Source organism: Hyphococcus sp. (genome assembly GCF_965267305.1).
Taxonomy (GTDB): Bacteria; Pseudomonadota; Alphaproteobacteria; order Caulobacterales; family Parvularculaceae; genus Hyphococcus.
In genome coordinates this window covers 1946688-1971970 of record NZ_OZ253945.1, presented here as the reverse complement: position 1 = coordinate 1971970, position 25283 = coordinate 1946688, and the positions used below count along the sequence as shown (strand labels likewise).

Genomic DNA, 25283 nt, shown 5'->3' with positions numbered 1-25283 from the left:
CGCGCGGCGCGGCTCGGCGCTGGAGAAAACCGGTTCACCGAAATGACGAAACGGCAATGCGGCTCACCGCGTCCGGCGCTCGGTTTGGCGCAACAACGCGGCGTTAGCGCTTTTCTTCTTCCGCTAATTTCCGCCATTCCTCAGGAAAGACCGCATCGTCTTCGTCCGAGGCGGCGCGAATGGCGTCAGAAGCAAGGGCGTGCGTCTTCATCTCCTCGAACGAAGCGGTCCTTTCTCCGAGAAAACCGAGATCGTGAAGCCGCTGCGCTGAATAGCCCGTCAATACATGGGAATAATGCCAAGGCAGTGTTCCCGGAAATGCGTCATTGATCGACTTCACGAGCTCATTGGTGCAATTGGAGGTGAAGGTGTTGTAAAAGCGCGGGCGGTCTTTCAGCACATTGCTGCGCTCGATGAAATGCGCGAGGATTTCGCGGCCCTGTTCCGGCGAGACGTTGAGCCTGAAAGCGTAAAGCTCGTGTCCGAGCCCGACGGCGATGCGCGTGAGCACGTCCTTTTCCGTCGACCACAGATAGATCAGCTCGAACTTGTTGAAGAGGCAGTTGAAGCCGGAATAAACCTCGCCCGCTTCCTTGCGCGCTTCGACGGAAATGGCGATGGCCTGATCGGTCTCTCCGCCGAAACGGAAACTGATAAAAGTGTGCGCCGCGCCATTGAACGCCGGAAACGGCTCCACGAAAAACCAGATCTCTTCGAGGTCGGCCGGATTGAGGGTCGTCTCGCGCCATTCTTCGACGGTCTGGGCTCTCGAAAAATCAAAGGCGCGCAACTCATGCAGCCGCCAGTGTCCGTCCGCCAGGGGATCGAAGACCGGCATGCGCGACAGGCCAATCTCCCATTCGCGGTCATGACGCGGGGTCTTCAGAAAAGTGGAAAGAACAAAGCCTAAGGCCAATGCGGCGACGAGGGCGAGCGCAACTTTCATCATCGCGGGCCATGATGGCGGGATTTTGGGAGACAGGCCAGCAGCGGCCTTGATGATTATCCGCTCCGGCGCCGAAAAATTTAAGGGGAAAGCAAAAAAATCCGCAGGCGTTTGAGGCGCCGGTGTTTATTCCATGGGACGGAAAATCAGGGTCATGACGACGCCGATGACCCCGATGACGCCCCAGAGCGGCAGGCCCATGATCGTGCCGACAGCCTGGGAAATGCCGCCGGGAGAATTCTTGGCGAGCGCAGCCCCGTCAATGCCGATCAGGCTGAGGACGAATTCTGTCGAGCGCATCACCGCCTCGCCCTTTTCAAGTGAACTGACGCCGTCGGCGCCCAGAAGCGCAATGGCGACCGCGACAAAAATCCAAGCCAGAATACGAAACGCAGCCATTTGTGAGGCCCCCTCGAATGGTTAACGCAACCTTACCCGAATTCAGAATAGCCCGGCGGGGCCCGCCCTGCAAACCCGGTTCCACATGCCGGCGTCAGGCGCAAAAAGCGCGGAAAAATGCGGGGCCCAAGCCTTGCGCGCGGGAAGCTGTTGACTATATTCCGGCCCCTCTGAAAGGACGGGCCGCCAGGTGGTTGAAGGCGGCCCCGCTGTAACCCGGCGAAAATCCAGGACCCGCTTGCGCAGGGCGTTTCCGGCGCAGAGGACAGGTGGCCGAGTGGTCGAAGGCGCACGCCTGGAAAGTGTGTAGGCGGGGAACCGTCTCGAGGGTTCGAATCCCTCCCTGTCCGCCATAATACCGCGTTGCGGTATTATGGCGCAAACGCCACTACAGCGAGCCGCCTAAAAACCCCACATCTAGCCGGGAGGCCGGTTAGGTGATTGCGCTGTTAATAAAAGTACTGATGAATTTGATTGGCTGGAATGAACTCGTTCTTTTGGAAAGAGTCGATGCCCATCTCTTCGGGAGTCCGGGGCAACGGTGTGTTGAAAGAAAATGCGAACCTGTAACCGTGCCGGTTGTGGAATACATCAAGCCAAAGCAACGCACCGCTGATCCTGAGGGTTTGACCACTCGCCTGATAAAGCCCGCTGTATTTTTTAGCATGAAATTCGATTTCAATTTTATCGCGTTTGCCGGGAGCCAATGGCCCAGTCAGAAACCCGCCTTTTTGGGGGGCGTCTTCTTCCTTTCCGAAAGCAAAAAAATCGGTGAAGTGCCCAACCGCATGTTGAGTAGAAACTTGGACTTGTTGTGCAGGTGTGGCGCCGTGATTCACGAACCAAAGCCGAAGCATGGGGTCGCCGCCTTTAGGCTGCCAGATTTCCAACTTTTCCACTATGAGATAGGCGCTCGCTTGCGCCATGCCGAGCCCTTCGGAAACGCTAATCGCGCGGCGGGTCAGGTCATTGGCTTTTCTCGATTCACGGGCGGTTTCACGGGCCGCAGTAGCGGCGGATTTTGTGGCGTTCGTTGCGCTTATCGTATTGTTGAGTTGCCTTTGAAATTCCATTTTCCGATTGTGGGCGCTGACTTTCATGTGGTCGAGTGTATCCTGCATTGTCTTGGACTGGCGGCCCGCGTTGCGCCAAAGGAAAACAGTGGAGACCATCAGGATAAAACTAAACAGCAGACTGAATTTATCGGTCCAATCGATAGGATCCTTTGGACCAGCCCGTTCGCGGTGATCTTGGCTGGTCACGCTATAGCTGGGATTGGCGCTTACTTCTTGTTCTCCGCTCGCAACGATAGGCCGTTCATCGCGTGGCCGTGGCAGGCTTACTTCTGGCTCGGAATCATCGTTCTCGGCTTCGCCACTATTTTCCTGCCGGTCATTTATTTCGGGCTTTAGCCTTGGCGCCGGAACATAGCGGACAACGAAACAGCCCTCCGCTACGCAGTCCAAAACGGTTTCATTGTAGGTGACACGTTCTCCCGCGCTCGCCGCCGAAAGGCATAGCGCGCCTAGTCCAGCCGCAATGACGTACAGCCAATGGCCTCTAAGCATTGGAGAAAGAACCCCGCAGTAAACGAGCCCCGGCCCACTTTATTTGATAGGTTCTTGGGGCTGTCTTCTATCCCGATGCTTTTCAGCTTCTCCGCTAAATCCTCATAGCTCAAGTTGCGGCGCACCATTTCGGCTCTCAGGAGCCCTTTGGCCTTCGCCTGGTATTGTTTGTCTAGGTCGTCCGGCACTTTCATTCCTCAAATTCGATGATTTTTTATCGATATTGAGGATTTAGCCCTTGATTTGGTGACTATCAACCCCTAAATCTGATGCACGGGCACCAGATTTGAGGAATAATCACCATGGCTCAACATTTCCTTCTCTCGAAAGCAGCGAAAACCCTGAGCCTGATCGAAGTCTTCAAAATGACCGATGAGGAGATCGAACGCATCTTCGCCCAGCTCCGCTGGCCGGAAACCCAAGGCGAAGCGGCCTGCGTCCATTGCGGCTCGCTCAAAGTCTGGGATTGCCGCCGCCCGTCTGGCGCGCCGCGTTACCGCTGCGCCGACTGCGGCAAGGATTTCAGCATCACGAGCGGGACGCTTTTCGCCTCGCACAAGCTGTCGCTGCGCATTTACCTCGCGGCGATCCTGATGTTCTGCAACGAGGTCAAAGGCAAGTCGATGCTCGCCATGTCGCGCGAGTTAGGCGTCACCTACCGCTGCGCTTTCGTCCTTTGCCACAAGCTCCGCGAAGCCATGTCGGTTGAACTGAAAGACCGCGCCATGGGCGGCGAAGGCATCGAAGCGGAAATCGACGGCGCCTATTTCGGCGGCTATGTGAAGCCGGAGAACATGAAGAAAGACCGCCGCGACCGCCGCTTCCGCATCAACCAGTCCGGAAAACGCCGCTGCGTTGTTGTCGTTCGCGAGCGCGAAGGCAACACAACGCCGATGGTTTTCCAGACGGAAGCGGAAGCGACCAACTGGATCAAGCGCCGCGTTGATCCGGCTACGATCCTTCACGCCGATGAAGCGCCGTCATGGAATGGCCTTCACGCCCGTTTTGAGGTTCGCCGCGTGAACCATGAAGTCGGCTTCTCTTACGACTTCGCCTGCACCAACCAAGCCGAGTCTTTCTTCTCCCGCCTGCGCCGTGCGGAGCAAGGCCACCACCACTGGATTAGCGGCCCGTATCTTCTGCGCTATGCGCAGGAAGCGGCATGGCGTGAAGACAACCGCCGCAAGTCAAACGGCCATCAGGTCAACCGCGTGATCGGCCTTGCGCTGAACGCCAAGCAAAGCGTTGACTTCACCTGCTACGGCAAGCGCGCCGCCTAACAGGGCGCAATCCGCCAGATGCCCACCGCCTCATCGCCAACCCGTTCGACGACTCCTTTGAGCCGTTGCCGGTCGAGCGTGCGAGAGATTTTCAGTCTGAGTTCTCGATTGAACCGCGTATCGTCGGTTTCCCAACCCTTTTGCTGGCAGACCATTTCGACAATGGTTCGCAGCGCAAGCCCATCAGGATTCTTGCGCAGCAACGTCAGCATGATCCGGGGCAATTCGCCCTGATAAAAGAGGCCTGCCGCCATGGGCTTCTTTGGGGCTTCTGTGCCGTCCGGATAGTACCCAAGATGGAATAGCGTCGCGTCCATGTGGCTGAGCGTTGTTTTAAGGTCGCAAACGATAGCTTCATGGTCCCGAAGGCGCGCTAGAACGTTCCGGCGCTCCTTAATCAATGCGCTGACTATCGGCTCCTTTGCCATGCCCAATATCTAGGGCGTGGGCGGATTCACTTCTAATGGCGTTTGCGCCATAATACCGCCGCGTTGATGAGCCGCTGAACATCGCGCGAAGGCTTGCCGCACAACATCTTCGGCGGCAACTAGGTTTTAGATGCTGAACAAACGCTCACGCACGAGCAGCCATTCGCCGTCGAACTGACGCCATGAATGTTCGCCGCGCCAGCGCGGGGCGGGCGTGACGGCGGTTCCATCGGCGCGGGTTGCGTCTGCAACAAGCTCGAACCGGATGTCGGCGCGGTCTCCGGAAATGGTCAGTTCCGGTTCGCCGGCGATGGAAAGCGACATATCTTCGAGATCTTCGAAGACTTCCTTCCATTGCGTTTTATATTCATCGAAATTACGCGCCTTGATGTGTCTGCCGAACGCTTCGACTTCGACATCGATCGCGTCTTCGCCTTTGGCGAAGAGCGCGTCGATGGAATAGGCCGCGCCGGGCTCGCCGCATTCGTTCCAGGCCTTGATCCAGAACTTCAACAGGCACTGGACGATCGTCGCATCTTTCTTAGTGCAAGCTTGCTCCATCATTCCTCCAACGCCGCGCCGCGACTTCTTTCGGCCGCGCGCCGGCGAAAGTCCGCCAAACATGGCAAGTTTGAGCGGAAAGATAAAGGGCGACAGGCGCGCCGCTAGGGCGGGGAGGGGGCGCGGCGCGCCTGTCGCGAAGCGGCTTTTGGCCGCTTACTGGGTTAAAGGGCGGCGACACGGCCGACCGTTTCCGCCCGCCAGCCGGCCCCGAGGGCGAGATAGACGCTGATGAATTTCGACGCGGCGGCTCTGCGGCTTTCCGCGAGAGAGGCTTCGGCGGCGAGTAGTCGGCCTTCTGCATCGAGGACATCGATGAAGTCGTCCGCGCCGGCGTCATAGCGGTCTCTGGCGAGCCCCGCCGCCTCGCGGGCGGTTGCGGCGGCGTCGTCAAGGGCGTCGAGCCGGGCCCGCTCGCGCCCGTAATCGGCGAGCGCTGTCCTGGTTTCTTCGAGCGCCGTCAGCACCGTCTGTTCGTAAGCGGCGAAAGCCGCGTCGGCCCGCGCGTCCGCGGCTTTGATGTTGGCGCGCACGCGGGGGATATCGAAGCCCGTCCAGGAAAGAGAGGGGCCGACGCCATAGCCGAAGGAGCCGTCGCCGCCGACGCCGGACAAAGTCTGGGCCGAGGCGCTGACCGCGCCCACAAGGGTGATGCGCGGAAAATAGTCGGCTTTGGCGACGCCGATCTGCGCCGTCGCGGCGGCGAGGGTGCGTTCGGCGGCGCGGATGTCGGCGCGCCGGCGCAGCAGGCTTTCCGCATCGCCGATGGCGAGCGCTTCTGGCGGCGCGGGCAAGTCTTCGGCGCTTTGTATAAGAATGTTTTTGACCTCTTCCGCCGGCGCGCCGGTGAGCGTTGCAAGGCGGTTAAGCGCCGCCGTCTGCGCCGCCTCCAGCGGCGGAATGGAGGCTTGCGTGATCTTCGCCTGGGTTTGCGCGCGGGCGACGTCGAGTTTGGTGCCTAAGCCTTCCTCGTAACGGGTCTGCGTGAGCGCGCTCGTCTCACGCTGGATCTCGAGATTGCGTTCCGCGACGCTAAGGCTCGTTTGCGCCCCGCGATAATCCACATAGGCGCGGGCGGTTTCGGCGGCGACGAGCGCCTCCGCATCGCGGCGGAGATATTCCGCGCCTTGCGCCTCGGCGAGGGCGGCTCTCGTTGCGTTTTTGACCCGGCCGAAGAAATCGAGCTCCCAAGCGGCGTTGAGGCCCACATCGAAAAAGTCGCTGTCATTAAAGCTCAGATCGTCAGCGCCGAAAGAGGCGCCGGAAAGCCGGCGGCGCTGATAGTCGGCGGTTCCTTCGGCAGTGGGGCGAAGATTGACGCGCTCGATCCGGAGTTGCGCGCGCGCCGCCTCCACATTCGCAGCGGCGATGCGCAGATCGCGGTTCTCCGCGAACGCCCTTTCGATGAGCGCGTTCAGGGTTTCGTCTTCCAGCGCCCTCCACCAGCTTTGTGCAGGCTCGCTGATGGACGCGTCGACGGCGGGATCGCCTTCAAAAGCGATCCCGGCGATATTGTTCGTCGACGGCGCTTCATACTCCGGACCGATGCTGGCGCAGGCCGTGATGGTCAGGATGGAGGCCGAAGCGAAGAGGGTTTTTATCAGGGGCATGGGTTTTCCTCCCTAGTTCGACGGGATGGAGGCCGCTTCCGGCGCATCCGATTTTGCAAAGAGCCGGCTGACGCGGCGTCCGAGGGCGTCGGTGACGACGTAAAAGACCGGCGTGAAGAGAAGGCCGAAGACGGTGACGCCAAGCATGCCGGAGAACACGGCGACGCCCAGCGACTGCCGCATTTCGTAGCCGGCGCCTGAGGCGAGCATCAGCGGCGTCACGCCGGAGATGAAAGCAATCGACGTCATCACGATGGGGCGCAGACGCAGCTTCGCCGCTTCGATAGCGGCTTCAGCGGCAGGCAGGCCCGCCTCGCGCCGCTGCTTTGCGAATTCCACGATCAGGATCGCGTTCTTGGCCGCAAGACCGATCAGCACGACGAAGCCGATCTGGACGAGAATATTGACGTCGAAACCGCGCAGCAAAACGCCGGTAATCGAGGCGAGAAGCGACATGGGCACGATCAGGATGACCGCCAGCGGCAGGGTGAGGCTTTCATACTGCGCCGCCAGCAACAGGAAGACGAAGATCACGGCGAGCGTGAAGGCGATGACCGCCGTTCCCGACGCCATGCGTTCTTGTAAAGCGAGCTCCGTCCACTCAAAGCCGAAGCCCGGCGCGAGATTTTCGTTCGCGAGTTTCTCGACGGCGTCGAGGGTCTGTCCCGTCGAATAGCCCGGCGCATTGTCGCCTTGCAGCTCAGCCGCCGGGTAGAGATTGTAGCGGGCGACGCGGTTCGGGCCTGTGATCGACTCGAAAGTCGCGACCGAACCGAGGGGCACCATGTCGCCCTGGTCATTGCGGGTTTTGAGGCGCGCAATGTCGGCTTCCGACTTGCGGAACTCGTCTTCGGCCTGCGCCGTCACGCGGAAGGTGCGGCCGAAAGCGTTGAAGTCGTTCACATAGGCCGAGCCCAGATAGACTTCGAGCGTCTGGAGGAGCTCTTCCGTCGAGACGCCGAGCTGTTCCGCGCGCACGCGGTCGATATCCGTATAGAGCTGTGGCGTCTTGGTGTTGAAAGTCGTGAAGACCGAGCTTGCGGCGGAGCTTTCATTCGCCGGGCCCGCTAGACCCCAGGTTGCCGCTTCGAGCGCTTCATAACCGAGGCCCGAACGGTCCTGCACATAGCCTTTGAACCCGCCGGCGTTGCCGACGCCGCGCACCGGCGGCGGCGGAACGACGAGGACATAGGCGTCCTGATAGGAGGCGTAGGTTGCGCGCAGATCGCCGAGGATGCGGTTGACGTCATAACCTTCGCCAACGCGCTCGCCGATGTCGGACATCGTAAAGAAGACGGCGGCGGCGTTCGATGCGTTGGTGAAGGTCGCCGCATCGAAGCCGGCGAAGGCGGCGGCGTGCTCGACATGCTCATGGGCAAGGCCGTCCTTGATCGCGCGGTCCATCACTTCCTGCGTGCGCGTCAGCGACGAGCCCGGCGGGAGCTGGATGATGGTGATGACGTAATTCTGGTCGACCGGCGGGACGAAGCCTTTCGGCGCGGCCTTGAATTCGACTCCGGCGATAACGACGAGGCCCGCATAAACCGCCAGCACGATGCCGGAAAAGCGGATGAAGCGGCGGACAAGCCGGGAATAGCCTTCGGACGCAGCGTTGAAGCCTGCGTCGAATTTGCGGAAGAACCAGGCGACCGGCCGCTCCCATGCCTTCAGCTCAGACGCGTCGCGTTTAGGCTTTAAGAGAAGCGCCGCGAGCGCCGGGGAGAGGGTGAGGGAGACGCCCGCGGAAATTACGGTCGCAGAGGCCACCGTCACCGCGAACTGGCGGTAGAACTCGCCGGAAATGCCTTCAAGGAACGCCGTCGGAATGAACACCGCGGAGAGGACGAGCGCGATAGAGACAAGCGCCCCGCCGACTTCGTCCATGGTGGCGAAAGCCGCGTCTTTCGGCGTCAGCCCTTCGTGGATTTTGCGCTCCACGTTTTCGACAACGACAATGGCGTCATCGACGACGATGCCGATGGCGAGCACAAGACCGAAAAGCGACAGGGTGTTGATGGAAAAACCGAGCGCCTGCATGACGGCGAAAGTGCCGACCAGCGAAACCGGAATGGCGACGACGGGAATGATCGATGCGCGCAGGCTCTGCATGAACAGGAAAACGACTAGCGAGACGAGGATGACCGCCTCGAAAATGGTTTTCTCCACTTCATGGATGGATTCCGAGATGAACTCCGTCGGATTCCAGATCACGTCATAGGCGAGCCCTTCGGGGAAGGACGCGGACATTTCTTCGACCGCCGACAGGATGTTTTCCGAAGTCTCAAGCGCGTTCGATCCCGGCTGCTGGTTGAACAGCATGGCGAGCGCCGGATAGCCGTCAAGCTGGGCGTTGGTGGAATAATCGAGGGCGCCGAGTTCGATGCGCGCGACATCCTTGAGGCGCACCTGGCGGCTGTCTTCGCCGCTCTTGACGATGATTTCGCCGAATTCTTCCGGGTCGGCGAGACGGCCTTTGGTCTGAACGCTGACTTCAAATGCGCCTTGCGCATTGGTTGGCGGCTGGTCGAGAACGCCGCCCGCGACTTCGACGTTTTGACCGCGCATGGCGCGCACGATGTCGCCGCCGGTCAGTCCTAAACTCGCCGCACGCTCCGGATCGATCCAGACGCGCATGGAGAATTCCCGAAAGCCAAACATCTGCAACTGGCCGACGCCTTTGACGCGTTGCAGCCGGTCGCGCATCTGCAGCCGCGCATAGTTGGAAATGTAAAGCTGGTCGCGGCTTTCATCGGGTGAATAAAGATGCACTACCATAAGCGCATCCGGGTTCGCCTTGATGGTGGAAACGCCGAGGCGGCGCACCGGCTCCGGCAGGCGCGGTTCGGCGAGGGCGACACGGTTTTGCACCAGCACTTGTGCGGTGTCGAGATCGGTTCCGGGCTCGAAAGTGACGGTGATCGTCGCCGTGCCCGCCGAGGTCGACTGCGAGGTGATGTAGAGCATCTTCTCGACGCCGTTGATCTCCTCCTCGATGGTGGCGGCGACGGTTTCGGCGACGGTTGACGCCGACGCGCCGGGATAAGACGCGTTCACCTGAATGGTCGGCGGCGCGATATCGGGATATTGCGCGACCGGCAGCGACGAAAAGGACAGGGCGCCGATAATCGTGACGATGACCCAGATCACCGCTGCGAAGATCGGCCTGTTGATGAAGAAATGTGCAAAGCGCATGGGAGCTCTCCCCCTCTTGTTCTAATCGGTGTGATGTGACGCGGCGGCGTATTGAAGAACGTCGCCAGCATCCGCGATGGGCGCGGAGTCCGGCTGGAATGCGGCGATCATCAGCGCCGCTGCGGCGAGGGCCGCAGCGGCGCCAAAGCGGATATGTGTGGCGGTTTGTCTGATCTCTCTGGTCATGACGATATCCTGTGACTGTAGCTTGCGACTCGACCTCACCGCGCAGCGGCGAGGCGGGTTTGAGTTTCGGGAAGCGGCGCGACGGTGAGTCCCGCCATGACGTACTGAGAACCGGAGACGATGACGCGATCGCTGGGTTGCAGGCCGGCGCGAATGATGCGGCGGCCGCCATGCAGGGGGCCGAGTTCGACTTCCCGGCGTTCAACGACATTTTCATCATTCGTCACCCACACGAATTTGATGTTCTGATCGGTCTGGACCGCGCTGTCGGGGATGAGCAGCGCTGTATATTCAACCGATCCGGCGAGTTTCAGCCGGCCGAACATGCCAGGCGTCAGAACGCCGTCGGGATTGTCGAAGGTCGCGCGGCCACGCATGGTTCCGGTCGACGGGTCGAACCGGTTGTCGACGAAACTCATCCGCCCTTCATGGATGAAGTCAGCTTCATCGAGCAGCTTGACGAAAACGGGGCTTTCCCCGCCCTGAAGGCCGGTTTCATCGCCACCGGCGGAAAGGCGCACATACTTCAGATAATCGGCTTCATTGGCGGTGAACTCGAAATACATCGGGTCGAGAGAAACGATCCTTGTAAGGAGCGTTCCACCCTGTGCGCCGCCGACGATCAGATTGCCTTCGCTGACGAAATTATCGCTGATGCGACCGGTGATCGGCGCGCGGATTTCGGTGAATTCGAGATTGAGCTCGGCCTGCTTGACGCGGGCGTTTGCGGCGGCCCAGGCGGCGTCGGCCTGGCGCAGGGCGCTTTCGCGCCGGTCGGCTTCTTCCTTGCTGAGGGCGGAGCGTTCAAGCAGGCGGTGGCCGCGCTCGTTTTCTTCCTTGGCGTTGCGTCTCGCGGCGGCGGCGCTTGCAAGATCGGCCTTCGCCGCGGCGAGTTCGGCTTCGAACGGGCGCGGATCAATCTTGAAAAGCAGATCGCCTTTTTGTATAACAACGCCATCCTCAAAGGCGACGGCTTCAAGATAACCTGAAACGCGGGCGCGTATTTCGACACTGTCGATCGCCGCAAAGCGTCCGGTGAATTCGTCCCATTCAACAATATTTTCGGCATCGGGCTTGGCCACGGTCACGTTTGGCGCCGACGACGCAGCTTCAGCGGGATCGCTTTCCGAGGCGTGGGTGCCGCTGAATCCGGCGACGCCCGCCGCAATGGCGGCTGTGGAGACGGCGGCGAACAACAGGTAACGAAAGCGTGAGGAGGCGGGGGTTTTAGAAACAGTCACTGGATCTCTCTCCTGAAACGGTAAGCGCGGGGGCGGATTGGAGCCGGCCTCTTCGGGCCGTTGCGCAGGAGATTGATCTTCAGACGGCTGATTTCTAATCGTTGCTTCTCATGCCGTGATAACGATAGGTAATCGCGAATGATCGAATTTCGGTTATGGCGGTCTTTTGTGGTGCTCGCCGAGGAACTCAGTTTCCGGCGCGCCGCATCACGCCTCAACATCAGCCAGCCGGCGCTTACGAAACAAATACAAGAGCTTGAGACCCGGCTCGGGGTCGCCCTCTTCCGCCGCGAATCGCGCGGGGTGGAGGCGACGGAGGCGACGCTGGCTTGCCTCGACGCAGTGCGTGCGCTTCTCGATCAGGCCGACGCTGTCGAGGCGCAATTCACTGCCAGCCAGCAGTCGGCGGAATCGAAGATCACTGTCGGCATGCTTGAATTTTTCTCACGGGCGAGCCTGCCGGGGATTTTTCAGCAGGTGCGCAACGCCTTTCCCGACGTCAGGATTTCGATTGTCGAGATGAACACTTTTGAAACAGCGGCGGCGGCGGCGGACGGGCGCATCGATATCGGCATCGCGCGCGCGCCGGTGTCGGAGCAGAATGTCGTTGCGCGGCCTTACCGGCGCGGTCACTGGACCCTTATCATGCCGGACAATCACCGGCTGGCGGAAAAGACGGAGATCGCGCTTGCCGATCTCGATGGCGAACCGCTGATCTTTTTCCTGCGCCGTCTCAATCCTGAGCTTTATGACGGCATAATTTCGGCGGTTGCGGAAGGTGGCCGGAAGGTCGAGGTCGCCTATCATGCGCAGGATCCGATGGTCGGCGCCGAACTGGCGCTGAGCGGCATCGGGCTGTGTCTCGCGGTCTCTTACGCCATTCAAGAATTGCCGGCGGGTCTCGTCTCGCGGCCAGTCGCCGGTCTTGGGTTTGAGCCAATGCTCGATCTTGTCTGGCGGCGCGATCATATGACCCCGGCGCTGCGCATGTTGATCGACGCGATGTTGAAACCCGAATAGATCTCGCGGTCGCGACTCTTCAAGAGCGTGACGCGGGCTTTAGATTCCGGGACCGGGGTCCATCCTGGAGCCGTCCGTAAAACGCGAGAACCGGAAGCGGTTGAGATCGAATCGCGGCTCTCGCCCATCGATCATGTCGGCCATCACCGCGCCCGCGCCCGGACCGATGCCGAAGCCGTGTCCGCTGAAGCCTGTGGCCACGAAAAGTCCCGCAGGAGCGGCGAGCGCGTCCATTACGGGAACCACGTCGGGCATGGCGTCGATCATGCCCGCCCAGCTTTCGACGAACTTTGCACTGCGCAGTGCTGGAATTCTCTTGTCGAGATGCGCGCGCATTTTTTGCAAGACGCTTTCCGACGGCGCCGGGTTGAGCACGCGCGTCAATTCAAACGGCGACGCATCGTCACCGTTCCATTTGCACCGGGGAAAGCGCGCCTGTGTCGGGTCTTTGCCGAGCGTGAATGAGAGTTCGCTGGCGCTTTTCAGCGCCGGAAGGAAACGTGCGCCGTAACGAAAACTGCACGCGCCGATCAAGTGCTCGGTAATGCCGCTGGCGACGGTGTATCCGCCATCCTGGCGCCGCCGGATAAAAATATCCTTGGCGCCGCCCGCGCCCTCAAACACCGACGGCGCCGGCTCGGTCCGCGCTACTGTCCCGCGCACGGCGAGCTGCGGCAGGTCGATGCCGAGCTGTCCGAGAAACATGTTCGACCAGGCGCCGGCGGCGCAAAGGACAGCGCCGGCTTTCACGAGGCCGTCCTCGGTGACGATCCCCGCCACGCGGTTGTTCGTTATCTCGACGCTTCGCACAGCGCATGTCTCGCGGATCAATACGCCGCTGTGTTGTGCGGCGCGCGCGATGGCGGGGACCGCTTTGAATGGTTCGGCGCGGCCGTCGCTCGGCGTGATCATTCCGCCTTTCCACGCGCCTTGCGCAGCCGGAAAGATATTCCGGACGTCGTCCGGCGAAAGCAGTTTCGTATCGAGCCGGTTCGCCCTGGCGACATCCATCCATCCTTCGCAGAACTCCATATCCGCGTCGGTTTCGGCAAGCTCGACAATGCCGCGGCGTTCGAACCCGATGTCGGGACCGAGTTCGCGCGAAAGCTCTTCCCACAGACGCAGGCTCTCGATAGCGATCGGCGTTTCCGCTGCATCGCGGCCATTGACCCGAACCCAGCCCCAGTTGCGGCTCGACTGCTCGCCGGCGACGCGGCCCTTGTCGCAGATGAGCACCTTGCGGCCGCGTTTCGCCAGATACCACGCGGTCGCAACGCCGATGACGCCGCCGCCGATGATCGCGACGTCGACTTCGTCCGGCAGCTCGTCACGAAAAATGACCGGCGACTTATCAGTGTAAAGAAACAAACGCCGCTCCGCTCAGGCGTCTTTTATGTGGGCGGCGATATAGCGGCGGATGTCGAGGCTTTCGTCCTCCATGGGAGCGTAATAGCCGTGGTCATGCGCCCGGGAACTCATGCCCTGCTGGACGCGCTCGCAGACGGCCCAGTCCTGCCGGTTGGTGATGTCCCAGAAATCGACCGCGTCGGACGGCTCGAAATCGTCGCGCGCCATTTCATCCGCATCGAACAGAAACCGCACGTCGACGCGCGTCAAATTCGGCGCCAGCGGCCAGAGGATGAAGGCCGCGCCGTGATCGGCGCTCACCGACAGCATGAGATTTGGATAGATGAGCTCGCCCTTGTGACGGATTTTTTCGAGTTCGCTCAGGCCTTCGAACGGCTTGCGGTTGGTCGTGCCGGAGAAAGTGTAAGTCCATGCGCCTTCGCGATGCGGAACGCCGTTCTCCCAGTCGAGGCCAAGACCGGCGCCCGCGCGGAAAACCGGAACCACCGCGCACAATTCAGGGTGAACGCCGCCGCAGTGATAACACTCGTTGTAATTCTCGGCGATGACCTTCCAGTTCGCCGCCACCTCATAGCTGATCGCCCGCGCCGTCTTCAGCCTTGCGAGCGGGTAATTGCCGAGCCGCCGGGGCGCGGGGCCAATCTCATCCTCGCCCAGCGTACGCGATATGAGATCGCCTTCTGCAGGATCGAGCTTCAGGAAGATGAAGCCGCCCCATACAGCGACTCCGACCGGATGCAGGCTGAATTTGGCGGCGTCGAAACCGTCGGTTCCCGAAAGCTGCGGCGCGTTCACCAGCCGGCCGTCAAGCCCGTATGTCCACTGATGATAGGGACAGCGGATAAACTCGCCCATGGCCCCGCCGCGCAGGGAAAGCCCCCATTTCGCATCGTCGGAGCACATCCGCGCGCCGCGATGGCGGCATACATTATAATGGGCGCGAAGCGAGCCGTCTTTCAGGCGCGCCACAATTATACTTTCGCCGAATAGGTCTATAATTTTTGTCGATCCATCGTCTTCGACTTCTTCTTCGCGACCGGCGCATACCCAGCTGCGGGCAAACAGCTCCCTGCGTTCCCGCTCGAACATCAAGGCGTCCGTATAGAAACTGCTGGGCAGCGACTTTTCCAATTCGGCTGGCTTTTCCGGTTGAGGCATTGCAGAATCCGCGGCTGAAGACCCGCCCACTCTCTCCTCCCATAAGCCACCTGTCCACAGAAAAGATGACCGGCCCGATGTCCTCCAGCGCGCTCAAATCCGCATACGATGCAATCATAGTGGGCGGCGGACACAACGGTCTCACGGCCGCCGGCTATCTTGCGCGCGCAGGGCTTTCGGTGCTGGTGCTCGAACGGCGCAGCGTTGTGGGCGGCGCGGCGGTGACGGAAGAAGTCGCGCCCGGCTGCCGCGTGTCGTCCTGTTCCTACATCGCCTCGATGCTGACGCCGGCGGTCATTCGCGATCTGGATCTCGCCCGCTATGGATTGAAGATGGTCCCGTGCGACCCGGCGCTCAACATGCCTGTCGCCGACGGAAGCCTCGTTCGGCTCTGGGCGGATCCCGAGCGCACGGCGAGCGAATTGCGGCCTTACTCTGCGCGCGATGCGGCGGCTTATCTGCGCGTCGATGCGGAGCTCAAAAAGCTCGCGCGCTATCTTCAGCCGTTTTTCCTTGAGCCGCCGCCGAATCTCGCCGCTATGGGCATGGACCGGCTTTTCGAATTCGTCCGGCTTGCGAAGCGGTTCTGGAATCTTTCCGGCGCGGATGCGGCGGCGATGGTGCGCTTCCTCACCGGATCGCTTGGCGATTTTCTCGACCGGCATTTTGAGGCGCCCGAAACGAAACGCTTGTTTCTCGGAAACAATGTCTACGGAAAACATGGCGGGCCTTACGATGCGGGCTCAACCCTCGGTCTTCTCTTTCATCTTCTCTCGGGCGGCGATCATGGAATTCAGGGGTTCACCGGTCATGTGATCGGCGGCATGGGCGCCATCACCGGCGCGCTGGCGCAATCGGCGCGTGACAAAGGCGCTTTGATCCTGACCGACGCCGCCGTCGCCGAAATTCGCGTCAAGGACGGCGCCGCGGTCGGTGTGACACTTCACGACGGGCGGGAGTTTTCGTCAACTCTCGTTCTTTCCAACGCGGACCCGAAGCGCACCTTTCTCGGCATGATCGATCCTGCCGCGCTTGACGATGAGTTTCGCGCGGACGTTGCCGCAATCCGCATGGCTGGACCCGCGGCGAAAGTGAACCTGGTGCTGTCGGAGCGCCCCGACATTATAGGCTTGCCGAAAGACGCGGCGCCAGCGGAACGCGCCGTGCTTTCGATCATGGACGATCTCGAAGACGTGCAGCGGCTTTACGACAAAGCGAAATTTGGCGAGCTTTCAGACGATCTCTGGGTCGACTGCGTTTTTCCGAGCGAAGTCGATCCGACGCTGTGCCCTCCGGACCGGTTCATGGCGACCTGTTTCGTGCAATATGTGCCGTGGGAAATCCGGGGAAGCGACTGGAACGAAAAGCGTGAAGCTTTCGGGGACCGTGTTGTCGAACTGATCGGCCGTCAGGCGCCGAACGTCCCCAGAAGCGTCGTCGCGCGAAAGGTGCTGACGCCGCTCGACCTTCAGGAGACATACGGACTGACGGAGGGCAATATTTTCCATGGCGACCTCAATATCGGCCAGCTTTTCTTCATGCGGCCGACGCCCGAATGGTCGCAATATAAAACGCCGATCCGCGGGCTATATCTGTGCGGTGCGGGCGCCCATCCGGGCGGCGGCGTCACCGGCGCGCCGGGCCGCAATGCGGCGATGAAAGTCCTGAAAGACCGCCGTTAGCTTGCGCGCCCGAGTTTCTTGAGGACGTGCATTGCGATCCCGCCGCAGATGCAGAGCGCCGTAATAAGGCCGAAGAAATACCGGAAACCCGTCTCGCCGGGATAGGCGTCGAGCAGCGCGCCGCCCACAAGCGGCATGAAGACGTCCGGTGTGAAGGCGATAACGGAAACAATTCCCGTCGCGGTTCCGGTGACTGCCGCAGGAACGCCGCAGTCTTCGAGCAGGGCGAAATAAATGCCGCGCAAGGCGAAGATGGTGATTGACGCAAGCGCGATGTTAAAGATCATCAGCCCGATCATGGCCTGTCCGCCGGGCAGCACGGTGAAGCCGAGAAAACTGACGGTCAGGACGAAGAGGCCGATCAACACCGCTTTTGAAACGCCGATCCGGTCCGCCACGAGACCTGCAATGGCCGCGGAAGCCGGCTTCAGCCAGACCTTTCCGGCGCCGATGGCGCCGGCGGCGACCGCGCTCATCAGGAATACGTCCGATGCGTAAGGGGTGAAGTAGTACGCGCCCCAATAGGCGCCGTAGACGGAAAGGATGACAAAGCCGATCAGCCAGACATGGGGCATTTTGAGGACGCGGAAGAATGTTGCGAGATCTGGCGCCGCGCCTGTTGGAGCCGCCAAGCCTGGTTTGATGACGAAAAACGCTGCGACGCCTAAAAGCACATGAAGGATGGAATACTGGATAATCACCTGGCTGAAGGCGCGCGTATCGCCGCCAAGCTGTGCGAAGACCGCAAGAAAGATCGAATAGCATGCGGCCTCGGAAACGCCGCGCCCTGCTTCCAGCATGCCGAAGGCTTTTCCCTGTTCGGCGCTCGACGCCCAATCGCGCGTCGCCTTAATGAGCGCGCCCCACATCATGCCGGTGATGGTGACGCCCCATAGTGCGTGAATGGCGAGGGCAACGGGATACGAGGGGAATGTCGCGAAAGCGAACCCCAACAGGCCCGTCGATATGAGCGACCCTGAGATAAGCAGCCGTGAGGGAACCCGGTCGGCAACCCAGCCGCCAGGCATATAGGTGAGCATCGAGACAAAGCCGAAGGTCGCCATGAGCCTGCCGGACTGAGAATGCGTCAGGTTCAAGGCTTCTCTCAGGGGGTCGTAATAGACTTCGCGCAGGAATGGCAGCAGATAGATGACCGCGCCCGAAAGGCCGAGCACAGCCATGACAACCCATCTTGATAGGATTGACTCGCTCCGTTCCGAAGAGGTGGCGTCCACATGACCGGCCGTCATGATGGGACTATTCCGGCCTTTCTTCGGGAGCGCAACAGTTTTATTTGCGGCTTGCCGGGGAAAGCTGGTAGGGGAGCGCTATAGCTATGCGCTCCCCTCAGTTTCCCTACTGAACCTCTGTATAATGATATTTATGCTGGCTGTCGCGGATGGTGAGCGTGCGCAGACCATCCTCTTCTCCGACCAGAGCTTCAACATTAATCGCGCCGGGACCGATCGAGACCACAGACACGGTGCCGTCGGGATTGGCGCGCGTCGCCAGCGGGGCTTCGATGGACCCCGCCTTGATCCATTTGACGCCTTTCTTCTCCGTGATCGTGATCGTCCCTGTGCCCGGGCTTTCATAGCGGCCGGCGAGATTCGCCAGCACGTCAGGGTCGCCCGGAACTGTCAGATCTTCCCGCCGCGCCCCGGCTTGCGCCTTGAGGCGTGCGGCGGCGGCTGCGATTTGCGCCTCGGCTTCCGGCCGGCCGTCATAGAGGACCTCGATCAGGCGGCGCAGAAACGGACGCAGCATGGCCGCGCCGGGATCCGAGTTTGTGAGGATGACGGCGCCTACATTGGCTTCGGGCAAAGCATACCAGTTGCTGTGATAGCCGAGCAGGGTTCCGCCATGAGTGACAACGGGAACGCCCCAATGCACTTCATCGAATAGTCCCATGCCATACCAGACATTTTCGCCGACCTGCACGCCGCGCTTGCGGCGTTCAAGAATGTTTTCTTCGCTGACGATTCTTTTTCCGTCCGGCCCAATGCCTTTGGACAATTCCAGCTGAACGTAATGGGCCATATCGCGCGTCGTTGAAAAGGCGCCGCCAGCCGGACGATAGGGGTAGGGCGCATAATTGAAATCATTCGACATCACGGTGACATTCCCATCGACATCAAGGCCATGCGGCTTCGCCCAGTTGCCCTTCATGCCCTTGTCGAAATCGAAGGTGGTGTCATTCATGCCGAGAGGATCGAAGATGCGGTCCTCCATCGCTTTATCGTAAGCGGCGCCGAGCTCCATATCGGGATAGGCGAGGTGTCCGCCGAGATAGCCCGCCGCCGCCGCCATCGGGTTATTGTACTGGAAGAGTTCTCCGAAATTGCTGGTGGGCTGGGTTTTTGCGAGTTCATCAAAAGTGATTGAGGCAGGCGCGCCCGGGTCGGCGAGAATAAACGCCCAGTCCTTGCGCGGCAGGCCCGTGCAGGCGCAGACAAGGTGGCGGACCAGCGTGGCGTTGGTCGTCGCGTCGGAACCGAGACGGAACGAGGGATAGAGATCGACGACGCGCTGGTCCCACTCAAGTTTTCCTTCATCCGCCAGAATCGACAGCAGCAGCGTCGACATGCCTTTGGTGTTGGAGGCGACCATGAACTTGGTGTCGGCGTTCACCGGTTTTGACGAACCGAGTTCGCGCACGCCGACGCCGCCTTCCCAGACGACTTCACCTTGATCGATCAGCGCCAGTCCGACGCCCGGCACTTCGAGTTCGCGCGCCGCGTCTTCGACAAATTTGCGGAGCAATTCGATGCGTTCAGGTGTAAGCCGGTGCGCGGTTTTGCCAGTGAAGTCTTCGCGTGCATAACCCGCGGGCCGCAAGGCGTCCTGCACCAGTGACAATGCTCCATAGCGTACGTTCGCCGTCGCGTCCGATCCGTTGACGATCAGGACCGTCCACGAATCGCCTTTGCGCAGGGCCAAAGCGGAAACCGTCGCCTGCTCCGCCGGGGAGGTTTCATAGGAAAGGCTCACGCGCTCTTCCCAGCCATTGGCGGGCGCCGCAGGCGTGGCGAGGCGCACCTTGCGGCCCGCTTCGGGAGCATAGGCGGCCCACGCTTTGGCGGCGGCATCCCGCGCATTCTCCGCGGCGCCGACTTCGACGACGACGATATCGAGATCGTTCTCTGGCGCAGAAAGGACAGTGACGTTTTCTTCCGTCCTGATGGCCCAGTCCTTGGGCTGAACGAACGCGGCGCCGGATGACGTGGTTCCGGGCGTGTCTTCGGACGCGATTTCTTGCGCCATTGCAGCGCTCAGGAAACCGAAAAGCGAGAACGCCATAAGGAACTTCAGGAAGTTCATTTTCTTGCTGGACATATAAAAAGGCCTCTTACTCAGTGACGCGCCGGTACGCCATGTAGGGCTGGGCGCTGAAGGACAGCAACAAATCGTCTTCGTCGCCGTGGAAAAGGATGCGGTCGAACGGGCCGCCTGCGCGGGCGCCGGTCGCTTTTTCATAAGTGTTGGGGCCGATGCGCTCCCAATAGCTGGTCTCGCCCTGATTGGTGACGATGAGCGCGTTGGCGCCATCGGCGGCCACCTTGATGTCATATTCAGGGCGCGGGTCGCGCGAGTAGTTGCGGCGGTTCACGCGATAGGAGCCGGCGAGAGAAGCAGTTTCAACTTCTGAACTAGCGGCGGCGCGTGCAGCGGGTTTTTCAGGGAAAACACGCCCGATAATAGCGTTGGTGAGGTCGGTGCGCCCGGTGGAGCTTTTATCGCCGCCAGTGACCGAGACAAAGAAACCGAAGTCAGCCCCGGGCGCCAAAATCAGGTTGGAGTGAAAATCTCCTGTGTTGCCGGCATGTCCAACAAGGCGCGGAGCGCTTTCGCGGCTGACGATAAAACAGTGCGCCATGCCGGGCAGGCCCGGCGCATTTGCAAGGGCGTCGCTCATCAACAGGCGAACGGACTCTGCTTCGAGAATGCGCATACGCCCGAGACGGCCTTCATTCAGCATCGCGATCATAAAGCGCGCCATGTCGGTTGCGCTGGATGTCGCAGAACCGGCTGGCATGATGTTGCTGAACAGCTCGAAAGGCTCCGCTGCAAGGCGGCCATCCTTAAGTTCGTAACCTTTCGCCATACGCGGCTCGAGAGCGTCGGGCAGGGGTTCGCGGAACGTGGTTGAAACCATGTCCAGCGGCGCGAAGACATGCGTCTCGACATAATCGGCGAAAGGCTCGCCGGAAACCCGCTCCACGATATAGCCGGCCAGCGCTACGCCGTAATTGGAATAGGCGATTTCGGTTCCCGGCGCCCAGACGCGTTCGGGGATATGCGCCTTGATCCACTCGCCATAGGGCGTGAGCTCCTCGACGGTTTGCACCGAGATGCCGCTGACGTCGCTCATGCCTGGGCTGTGCGACATCAGATGGCGCACCAGGACCGGCTGCCCCGCGAAAGGCGGGATCGTGAAATCAATGTACTTGCTTACATCTTCGTCGAGGTCGACACGCCCCAGTTCCACCTGCTGCATGAGCGCCGTCCAGGTGAAAAGTTTGGAGACCGAGCCCGGACGAAAAAGCGTTTCCTCAGGATCGACGACAACGCCGGCGTCGACATCGGCGAAGCCGTACCCCCTGGCGAACAGCAGCTTGCCCTTGTGCACGACGGAAATGGTCGCGCCGGCGACTTCGTGGCTTGCGATCTGTTGCGCCATGACGCCGTCGACGAAATCTTCAAGCGTCTTGAGGTCTTGCGGTTGAATGGCGGACGCCGCTGCAATATCGGCGCTGTTCGCCGCCATCGGCGACAGCGGGGCCGCAGCAATCAACGCCAGCGCCGCGGCGGCGCCTTTCCATCCGGAACTTGCAGTCATGTACCCCTCCCACTGGGCCGCATTGGCGGAAAGCGGCCTGCGCTAAACCCATTTCGCGAAATCGCCTGTCACGGCTTTGACTGTTCTCTCCTGATCGGACGGCCGGGAAGAACGGTCGCATCGAGTTCGCCCTCCCACACCAAGGGAGTTCCGGCGACAATCACATATTGGAACCCTGCGGACATTTGCGCAGGTTGTTCATAGGTCGCGCGGTCGCTCACCTTCTCGATGTCGAAAATGACGATGTCAGCATCGGCGCCTTCCTGAAGCCGCCCTTTTTTACGCATTTGCGGAACGGCGCTTTCAAGAATTTGCGCCGGAATAAGGCTGGTTTTGGCGAGCGCGTCTGAAAGACCGACCATCTGGTTTTCACGCACATAGACGCGCAGGAATTTCGAGAAAGTGCCCGCGCTGCGCGGGTGCGATGACGCATTTGAAGGGATCGGCCACACATCGCTGGCGATGTTCTCGCCGTTTACCGTCCAGTTGCCGCCATCGGACGCGATGGCGCCGCCCGGATAAAGGATGGACTGCGCAAGAATATCGCGATCTTCCGGGTTGTCTTCCGGATGCAGGAAATGAACGACGATGTCGGTTCCCGGCGCTTGCTTTTGCAGCCTGTCGAATTCCGCGTCGCTTAAGGGAACGCCATCGAGCGTGAAGTCGGATTTCTTGATGCCGCCCATGCGGGCCTGCCAGTTTTCGCCTTCAAAAAGCGCCGTCCCGATCGCCGTCGCTCCAGCGCCGTAGGGATAGGCCTCCACCGTGATGTTGACGCCATTAGCCTGTGCCGCTTCCAGCATGGGCCGGATGAGGCCGATATCGCGCATGCTTATGCTGTTCAAATGAGAGACATGCATATGCGCGCCGGTCGCCGCCGACACGGCGACCATCTCCTGAAAGCCCTCGAGCGAACTGTCAGGTTCGATGTTCGACAGATACCGGGCGTGGGTGAAGGTGGGGACGCCATTTTTCGCGGCGACCTCATGCAACGCGTAGTATTCGTTTCTTCCCGATCCCGGCACATAACCCAGAAGCATGCCGACGCCCAAACCGCCGTCATTAAGCTCTTTTTGAATGCGCGACAGAACGGCGGACGTCTGTTCAGTTTTAAGCGGCGTGTAGCGCCAATCAGGACCATCCTCATCCTGTTCGAGCGGATCGGCGTATGACCTTGGTTCTAAGCCAGCAGTTTCAGCGCTTCGCGCGCGCGCCCAATTGACGGAAGCGCCGTAATTAATTGGACGGCCCTCTTGCGCAGCCGCTTCGTAAAAGTTCGCAATGGGATACTCGCCAGCCTCAAGCTCCAGCGCGGTGGTCACGCCGTCAAGCGCCTGCGCCCGCGCCGCCGGAATCGTCTGTCCATGGGCGTGCAGATCGATAAATCCCGGCGCCACCACAAGGCCTTCGGCGTCGATGATCCTTTCGCCGCTGATATTTCGGTTGGTGATCTTCTCAATCTTGTCGCCGCGGATACCGATATTGCGGACCGCATCGAGCCCGGTTTCAGGATCGATGACGCGGCCGCTCAGGATCACCAGATCGAAAGAAGCTTTTTGCGCGCTGGCGCCCGGCGCCAGCATCAGAAAACCAGCCAGCATAAGACTGAGCGAGCAGAGTCGTTTCACGAGTCTTTCTCCTTCCCCGTATCCCCGGATATCTTTACTTCACGCACGAGACACCCGCCGTCGTTGATTATTGGGAAATCAAAGCGATCAAGCACGGACTGACGGCTCATGAACGGCGAGATGCGGCGGAATCATTTCGCGCTTGACCGAGCGTAATGCGAAACTGGACTTTGTGTGACTGATCGGCACGACGCTGGATATTTTTTCTGACAGAAGCTTTTCAAACTCTGCAGGAGTTTCGACAGCGACGCGAAGCAGGTAATCGGACTCGCCTGTTGTCAAAAAGCATTCCATAATTTGGGGCGTTTCGCTGACGAGCTTTTGAAAGTCGGCGTGAGTGGATATCTTCTGATTGGCGAGCGTGACCCATACGAAGATGTTCATCCCGCCGCCCAGTTTGTTTTCGTTCAAAATTGCGGAATACCCGGTGATATAGCCGTCTTCTTCAAGGCGCCGCACCCGTTTTATCGTCGGCGTTTGGGAAAGATGAATTTTCTCCGCCAGGCAGGCATAGGACATGCGGCCGTCTTTGCAGAGCGCCCTCAGAATTTTTATGCCTAAAAAGTCGATCATATGGTCAGCAATCGGAAGGGCGCTATGGCCCTTAAGGGTTTTTGGCGAAATTCAGATCGTGAAAGTCAAAGGAGAAGTCAGTCGTTTCTGACACGGCTTTCATTGTCATTCCTGAGACCTTCCCGTCTTGCGCGGAAAACATCACATAGGCGTCGGCGTTGAGGTTTCGGTCCGGCCAGCGCGCGACGAATTTGTCAGGCGCTACCGGCACAAGCGGCGCATCCAGCGCTTCGGAACGGCTCATGTCGATGAACAGTTGACCGTTTTGGATTGTGATGGAGACATCGCCATACCAGGGGTCAACATAGGTCCCGACATAGTCAGCAAGCGGGCGGCCGGGATCAGTTGCGACATCTTTCGCCGCATCATCGCCTTTACCCTGATCTTTCGCCGCCGACGCCTGATAGCCGTTATAGAATTCGATGGCTTGACCGATCCAGTCGGAGTCCGACTGCGGGTCTGCGGCGTCATCGAGAATTTGCAGCGCAAGGAAGCTCGTGGCGATAGCGAAATCATTGCTGCTGACAAAAACGGCGATGTCTTCTTCCGGCAGGATGCCGAAATAGGAAACCGCGCCGAGGAGACCGCCGCTGTGGCTGACGAGGAGTTTTCCGTGGAAATCCCGCAGGGTCCATCCCAGCCCGTAAATTGAGAAATGGGTATCGCCAAGTTTGGCGAGCATGGGGCTTACGCCGGTGGGCGTGACGCCCGTCCATAGCTCTTTCACTTGCGCTTCGGAGATCAGTCTTTTGCCCGATGGCGTCACTCCATCGTTGAGCCAGAACTGCGCCCATTTTGCAAAGTCTGTAATCGAACAGCTTAAGCCTCCGGCTGGCGCCGTGCCGTCGCCGATGATGTAGCGCGGATCGATGGGTTCGCCTTCCCAGCTTCCGGGTTCGCGCGTGTGCTGGGTGACAGTGTTCTTCGCCGCCGCGCCTTCCGAGGGCAGCGCTTTGCAGGATTTCATCTTGAGCGGTTTGAAAATGCGCGACTCGATGACTTCATGCCAGGGCTTGCCTTCGACACGGGACAGAACTTCTCCGGCGACCACATAAAGAAGATTATCGTAGGCGTATTCCGACCGGAAACTTGTTGCTGGCGGAATATGTTTCATAGCTGCGAGAATGTCGGAGACTTCCGGATTTGCGTCGGGAAAGACCAGAAGATCGCCTGCGCCGGCGGGGAGGCCGGAGCGGTGCGTAACAAGGTCGCGAACGGAGAACTCCTTCGTGATGTAAGGATCCGACATTTCAAATTCGGGGATGAAATTGCGGACCGGATCGTTCCACTTTAGCTTTCCGTCATCGACGGCCATAGCGAGCGCTGCAGTCGTGAAAGCCTTTCCCACAGAGGCGAAGGGGAAGAGCGTGTTTTCATCGATCTTTACATCAGGCTTGCGGGTGTCGCGAACGCCATAGGCTTTCTGGAAAATGACGGAGTCGCTTGAAACGACGGTGATCCCGAGGCCGGTGTTTTTAAAGGCGCCGATCACCTCTTGCGCGTAGGCGTCGATCTGTTCCGGCGTGATGTCCGCGGCGCACGCCTGGGCAATGCTCAGGGCGCTTGCGGCGGCGCAAGCGACGATGCGGCGTAAGCTCATATG

At 60.2% G+C, this 25283-nt stretch carries 21 protein-coding genes and 1 tRNA gene; 4 read left to right on the top strand and 18 right to left on the bottom strand.

Translation table 11 applies throughout. The annotated features are described in order from the left end of the window. Positions 1-103: 103 nt before the first annotated feature. Complete coding sequence (locus ACQY5P_RS09295) at positions 104-949, bottom strand: DUF4105 domain-containing protein (protein ID WP_428410469.1); 846 nt, start codon at positions 947-949, stop codon at positions 104-106. 123 nt (positions 950-1072) lie between these two features. After that, positions 1073-1345 carry a hypothetical protein gene (locus ACQY5P_RS09290; protein WP_428410468.1) on the bottom strand — a complete coding sequence of 91 codons (273 nt, stop codon included), beginning with the start codon at positions 1343-1345 and terminating at the stop codon, positions 1073-1075. 263 nt (positions 1346-1608) lie between these two features. On the opposite strand from ACQY5P_RS09290, the gene ACQY5P_RS09285 reads away from it, so the two are divergent. After that, positions 1609-1698 (top strand) — tRNA-Ser (locus ACQY5P_RS09285). Positions 1699-1794: 96 nt separating this feature from the next. Here the strand turns inward: ACQY5P_RS09285 and ACQY5P_RS09280 are convergent. Continuing rightward, entirely contained in the window at positions 1795-2913 is a 1119-nt protein-coding gene (locus tag ACQY5P_RS09280; RefSeq protein ID WP_428410467.1) for a hypothetical protein, read from the bottom strand. Continuing rightward, on the bottom strand, positions 2871-3041 hold the full coding sequence (locus ACQY5P_RS09275) for a DUF6471 domain-containing protein (protein WP_428410644.1): 171 nt from the start codon (positions 3039-3041) through the stop codon (positions 2871-2873). Before ACQY5P_RS09275 ends, ACQY5P_RS09280 begins: the two co-directional genes overlap by 43 nt. Positions 3042-3215: 174 nt before the next feature. Here ACQY5P_RS09275 and ACQY5P_RS09270 point away from each other — a divergent pair, with 174 nt between their 5' ends. Then, positions 3216-4193 carry an IS1595 family transposase gene (locus ACQY5P_RS09270; protein ID WP_428410466.1) on the top strand — a complete coding sequence of 326 codons (978 nt, stop codon included), beginning with the start codon at positions 3216-3218 and terminating at the stop codon, positions 4191-4193. Here the strand turns inward: ACQY5P_RS09270 and ACQY5P_RS09265 are convergent. The 6 genes from ACQY5P_RS09265 to ACQY5P_RS09240 all read right to left on the bottom strand — a co-directional run bounded on the left by ACQY5P_RS09265 (position 4190) and on the right by ACQY5P_RS09240 (position 11411). After that, positions 4190-4510: a hypothetical protein gene (locus tag ACQY5P_RS09265; RefSeq protein ID WP_428410465.1), complete on the bottom strand. Its 321-nt coding sequence runs from the start codon at positions 4508-4510 to the stop codon at positions 4190-4192. The two genes, ACQY5P_RS09270 and ACQY5P_RS09265, sit on opposite strands and share 4 nt — an antisense overlap. A 237-nt stretch (positions 4511-4747) precedes the next feature. Continuing rightward, entirely contained in the window at positions 4748-5185 is a 438-nt protein-coding gene (locus tag ACQY5P_RS09260; RefSeq protein ID WP_428410464.1) for a hypothetical protein, read from the bottom strand. A gap of 161 nt (positions 5186-5346) precedes the next feature. After that, positions 5347-6792 (bottom strand): efflux transporter outer membrane subunit, encoded by a 1446-nt coding sequence (locus ACQY5P_RS09255; protein ID WP_428410463.1) that lies wholly within the window; start codon positions 6790-6792, stop codon positions 5347-5349. 12 nt (positions 6793-6804) lie between these two features. Then, on the bottom strand, positions 6805-9984 hold the full coding sequence (locus tag ACQY5P_RS09250) for an efflux RND transporter permease subunit (RefSeq protein ID WP_428410462.1): 3180 nt from the start codon (positions 9982-9984) through the stop codon (positions 6805-6807). A gap of 21 nt (positions 9985-10005) precedes the next feature. Beyond that, positions 10006-10170: a hypothetical protein gene (locus tag ACQY5P_RS09245; protein WP_428410461.1), complete on the bottom strand. Its 165-nt coding sequence runs from the start codon at positions 10168-10170 to the stop codon at positions 10006-10008. Positions 10171-10205: 35 nt separating this feature from the next. Next, complete coding sequence (locus tag ACQY5P_RS09240) at positions 10206-11411, bottom strand: efflux RND transporter periplasmic adaptor subunit (RefSeq protein WP_428410460.1); 1206 nt, start codon at positions 11409-11411, stop codon at positions 10206-10208. Positions 11412-11549: 138 nt separating this feature from the next. Here ACQY5P_RS09240 and ACQY5P_RS09235 point away from each other — a divergent pair, with 138 nt between their 5' ends. Beyond that, positions 11550-12431: a LysR family transcriptional regulator gene (locus ACQY5P_RS09235; protein WP_428410459.1), complete on the top strand. Its 882-nt coding sequence runs from the start codon at positions 11550-11552 to the stop codon at positions 12429-12431. Between the two features lie 39 nt (positions 12432-12470). Here the strand turns inward: ACQY5P_RS09235 and ACQY5P_RS09230 are convergent, their stop codons facing one another. Both ACQY5P_RS09230 and ACQY5P_RS09225 read right to left on the bottom strand, forming a co-directional pair. After that, complete coding sequence (locus ACQY5P_RS09230; protein WP_428410458.1) at positions 12471-13799, bottom strand: NAD(P)/FAD-dependent oxidoreductase; 1329 nt, start codon at positions 13797-13799, stop codon at positions 12471-12473. Positions 13800-13811: 12 nt separating this feature from the next. Then, positions 13812-14957, bottom strand: a complete 1146-nt coding sequence (locus ACQY5P_RS09225) for an aromatic ring-hydroxylating oxygenase subunit alpha (protein ID WP_428410457.1) — start codon at positions 14955-14957, stop codon at positions 13812-13814. A 65-nt stretch (positions 14958-15022) separates the two neighbouring features. Here ACQY5P_RS09225 and ACQY5P_RS09220 point away from each other — a divergent pair, with 65 nt between their 5' ends. Next, complete coding sequence (locus tag ACQY5P_RS09220) at positions 15023-16639, top strand: phytoene desaturase family protein (protein WP_428410456.1); 1617 nt, start codon at positions 15023-15025, stop codon at positions 16637-16639. On the opposite strand, the gene ACQY5P_RS09215 is transcribed toward ACQY5P_RS09220, so the two are convergent. From ACQY5P_RS09215 to ACQY5P_RS09190, 6 genes are all read right to left on the bottom strand, one after another. Next, positions 16636-17820: an MFS transporter gene (locus ACQY5P_RS09215; protein ID WP_428410455.1), complete on the bottom strand. Its 1185-nt coding sequence runs from the start codon at positions 17818-17820 to the stop codon at positions 16636-16638. The genes ACQY5P_RS09220 and ACQY5P_RS09215 overlap by 4 nt on opposite strands. A gap of 175 nt (positions 17821-17995) precedes the next feature. Further along, a complete protein-coding gene (locus ACQY5P_RS09210) occupies positions 17996-19975 on the bottom strand; it encodes a serine hydrolase domain-containing protein (RefSeq protein ID WP_428410454.1) in 1980 nt (659 codons plus the stop codon). A 13-nt stretch (positions 19976-19988) separates the two neighbouring features. Next, complete coding sequence (locus ACQY5P_RS09205) at positions 19989-21479, bottom strand: serine hydrolase domain-containing protein (RefSeq protein ID WP_428410453.1); 1491 nt, start codon at positions 21477-21479, stop codon at positions 19989-19991. A gap of 68 nt (positions 21480-21547) precedes the next feature. Continuing rightward, positions 21548-23107 carry an amidohydrolase family protein gene (locus ACQY5P_RS09200; RefSeq protein ID WP_428410452.1) on the bottom strand — a complete coding sequence of 520 codons (1560 nt, stop codon included), beginning with the start codon at positions 23105-23107 and terminating at the stop codon, positions 21548-21550. Positions 23108-23194: 87 nt separating this feature from the next. After that, positions 23195-23680: an Lrp/AsnC family transcriptional regulator gene (locus ACQY5P_RS09195; RefSeq protein ID WP_428410451.1), complete on the bottom strand. Its 486-nt coding sequence runs from the start codon at positions 23678-23680 to the stop codon at positions 23195-23197. 31 nt (positions 23681-23711) lie between these two features. Next, positions 23712-25280, bottom strand: a complete 1569-nt coding sequence (locus tag ACQY5P_RS09190; RefSeq protein WP_428410450.1) for a serine hydrolase — start codon at positions 25278-25280, stop codon at positions 23712-23714. Between the last annotated feature and the right edge of the window lie 3 nt (positions 25281-25283).

Excerpts from the sequence above, each read along its gene's own strand:
- ACQY5P_RS09295 (WP_428410469.1), bottom strand. The coding sequence starts at position 949 with ATGATGAAAGTTGCGCTCGCCCTCGTCGCCGCATTGGCCTTAGGCTTT.
- ACQY5P_RS09290 (WP_428410468.1), bottom strand. The coding sequence starts at position 1,345 with ATGGCTGCGTTTCGTATTCTGGCTTGGATTTTTGTCGCGGTCGCCATT.
- ACQY5P_RS09280 (WP_428410467.1), bottom strand. The coding sequence starts at position 2,913 with ATGCTTAGAGGCCATTGGCTGTACGTCATTGCGGCTGGACTAGGCGCG.
- ACQY5P_RS09275 (WP_428410644.1), bottom strand. The coding sequence starts at position 3,041 with ATGGTGCGCCGCAACTTGAGCTATGAGGATTTAGCGGAGAAGCTGAAA.
- ACQY5P_RS09270 (WP_428410466.1), top strand. The coding sequence starts at position 3,216 with ATGGCTCAACATTTCCTTCTCTCGAAAGCAGCGAAAACCCTGAGCCTG.
- ACQY5P_RS09265 (WP_428410465.1), bottom strand. The coding sequence starts at position 4,510 with ATGGACGCGACGCTATTCCATCTTGGGTACTATCCGGACGGCACAGAA.
- ACQY5P_RS09260 (WP_428410464.1), bottom strand. The coding sequence starts at position 5,185 with ATGATGGAGCAAGCTTGCACTAAGAAAGATGCGACGATCGTCCAGTGC.
- ACQY5P_RS09255 (WP_428410463.1), bottom strand. The coding sequence starts at position 6,792 with ATGCCCCTGATAAAAACCCTCTTCGCTTCGGCCTCCATCCTGACCATC.
- ACQY5P_RS09250 (WP_428410462.1), bottom strand. The coding sequence starts at position 9,984 with ATGCGCTTTGCACATTTCTTCATCAACAGGCCGATCTTCGCAGCGGTG.
- ACQY5P_RS09245 (WP_428410461.1), bottom strand. The coding sequence starts at position 10,170 with ATGACCAGAGAGATCAGACAAACCGCCACACATATCCGCTTTGGCGCC.
- ACQY5P_RS09235 (WP_428410459.1), top strand. The coding sequence starts at position 11,550 with ATGATCGAATTTCGGTTATGGCGGTCTTTTGTGGTGCTCGCCGAGGAA.
- ACQY5P_RS09225 (WP_428410457.1), bottom strand. The coding sequence starts at position 14,957 with ATGCCTCAACCGGAAAAGCCAGCCGAATTGGAAAAGTCGCTGCCCAGC.
- ACQY5P_RS09220 (WP_428410456.1), top strand. The coding sequence starts at position 15,023 with ATGACCGGCCCGATGTCCTCCAGCGCGCTCAAATCCGCATACGATGCA.
- ACQY5P_RS09215 (WP_428410455.1), bottom strand. The coding sequence starts at position 17,820 with ATGGCTGTGCTCGGCCTTTCGGGCGCGGTCATCTATCTGCTGCCATTC.
- ACQY5P_RS09210 (WP_428410454.1), bottom strand. The coding sequence starts at position 19,975 with ATGTCCAGCAAGAAAATGAACTTCCTGAAGTTCCTTATGGCGTTCTCG.
- ACQY5P_RS09205 (WP_428410453.1), bottom strand. The coding sequence starts at position 21,479 with ATGACTGCAAGTTCCGGATGGAAAGGCGCCGCCGCGGCGCTGGCGTTG.
- ACQY5P_RS09195 (WP_428410451.1), bottom strand. The coding sequence starts at position 23,680 with ATGATCGACTTTTTAGGCATAAAAATTCTGAGGGCGCTCTGCAAAGAC.
- ACQY5P_RS09190 (WP_428410450.1), bottom strand. The coding sequence starts at position 25,280 with ATGAGCTTACGCCGCATCGTCGCTTGCGCCGCCGCAAGCGCCCTGAGC.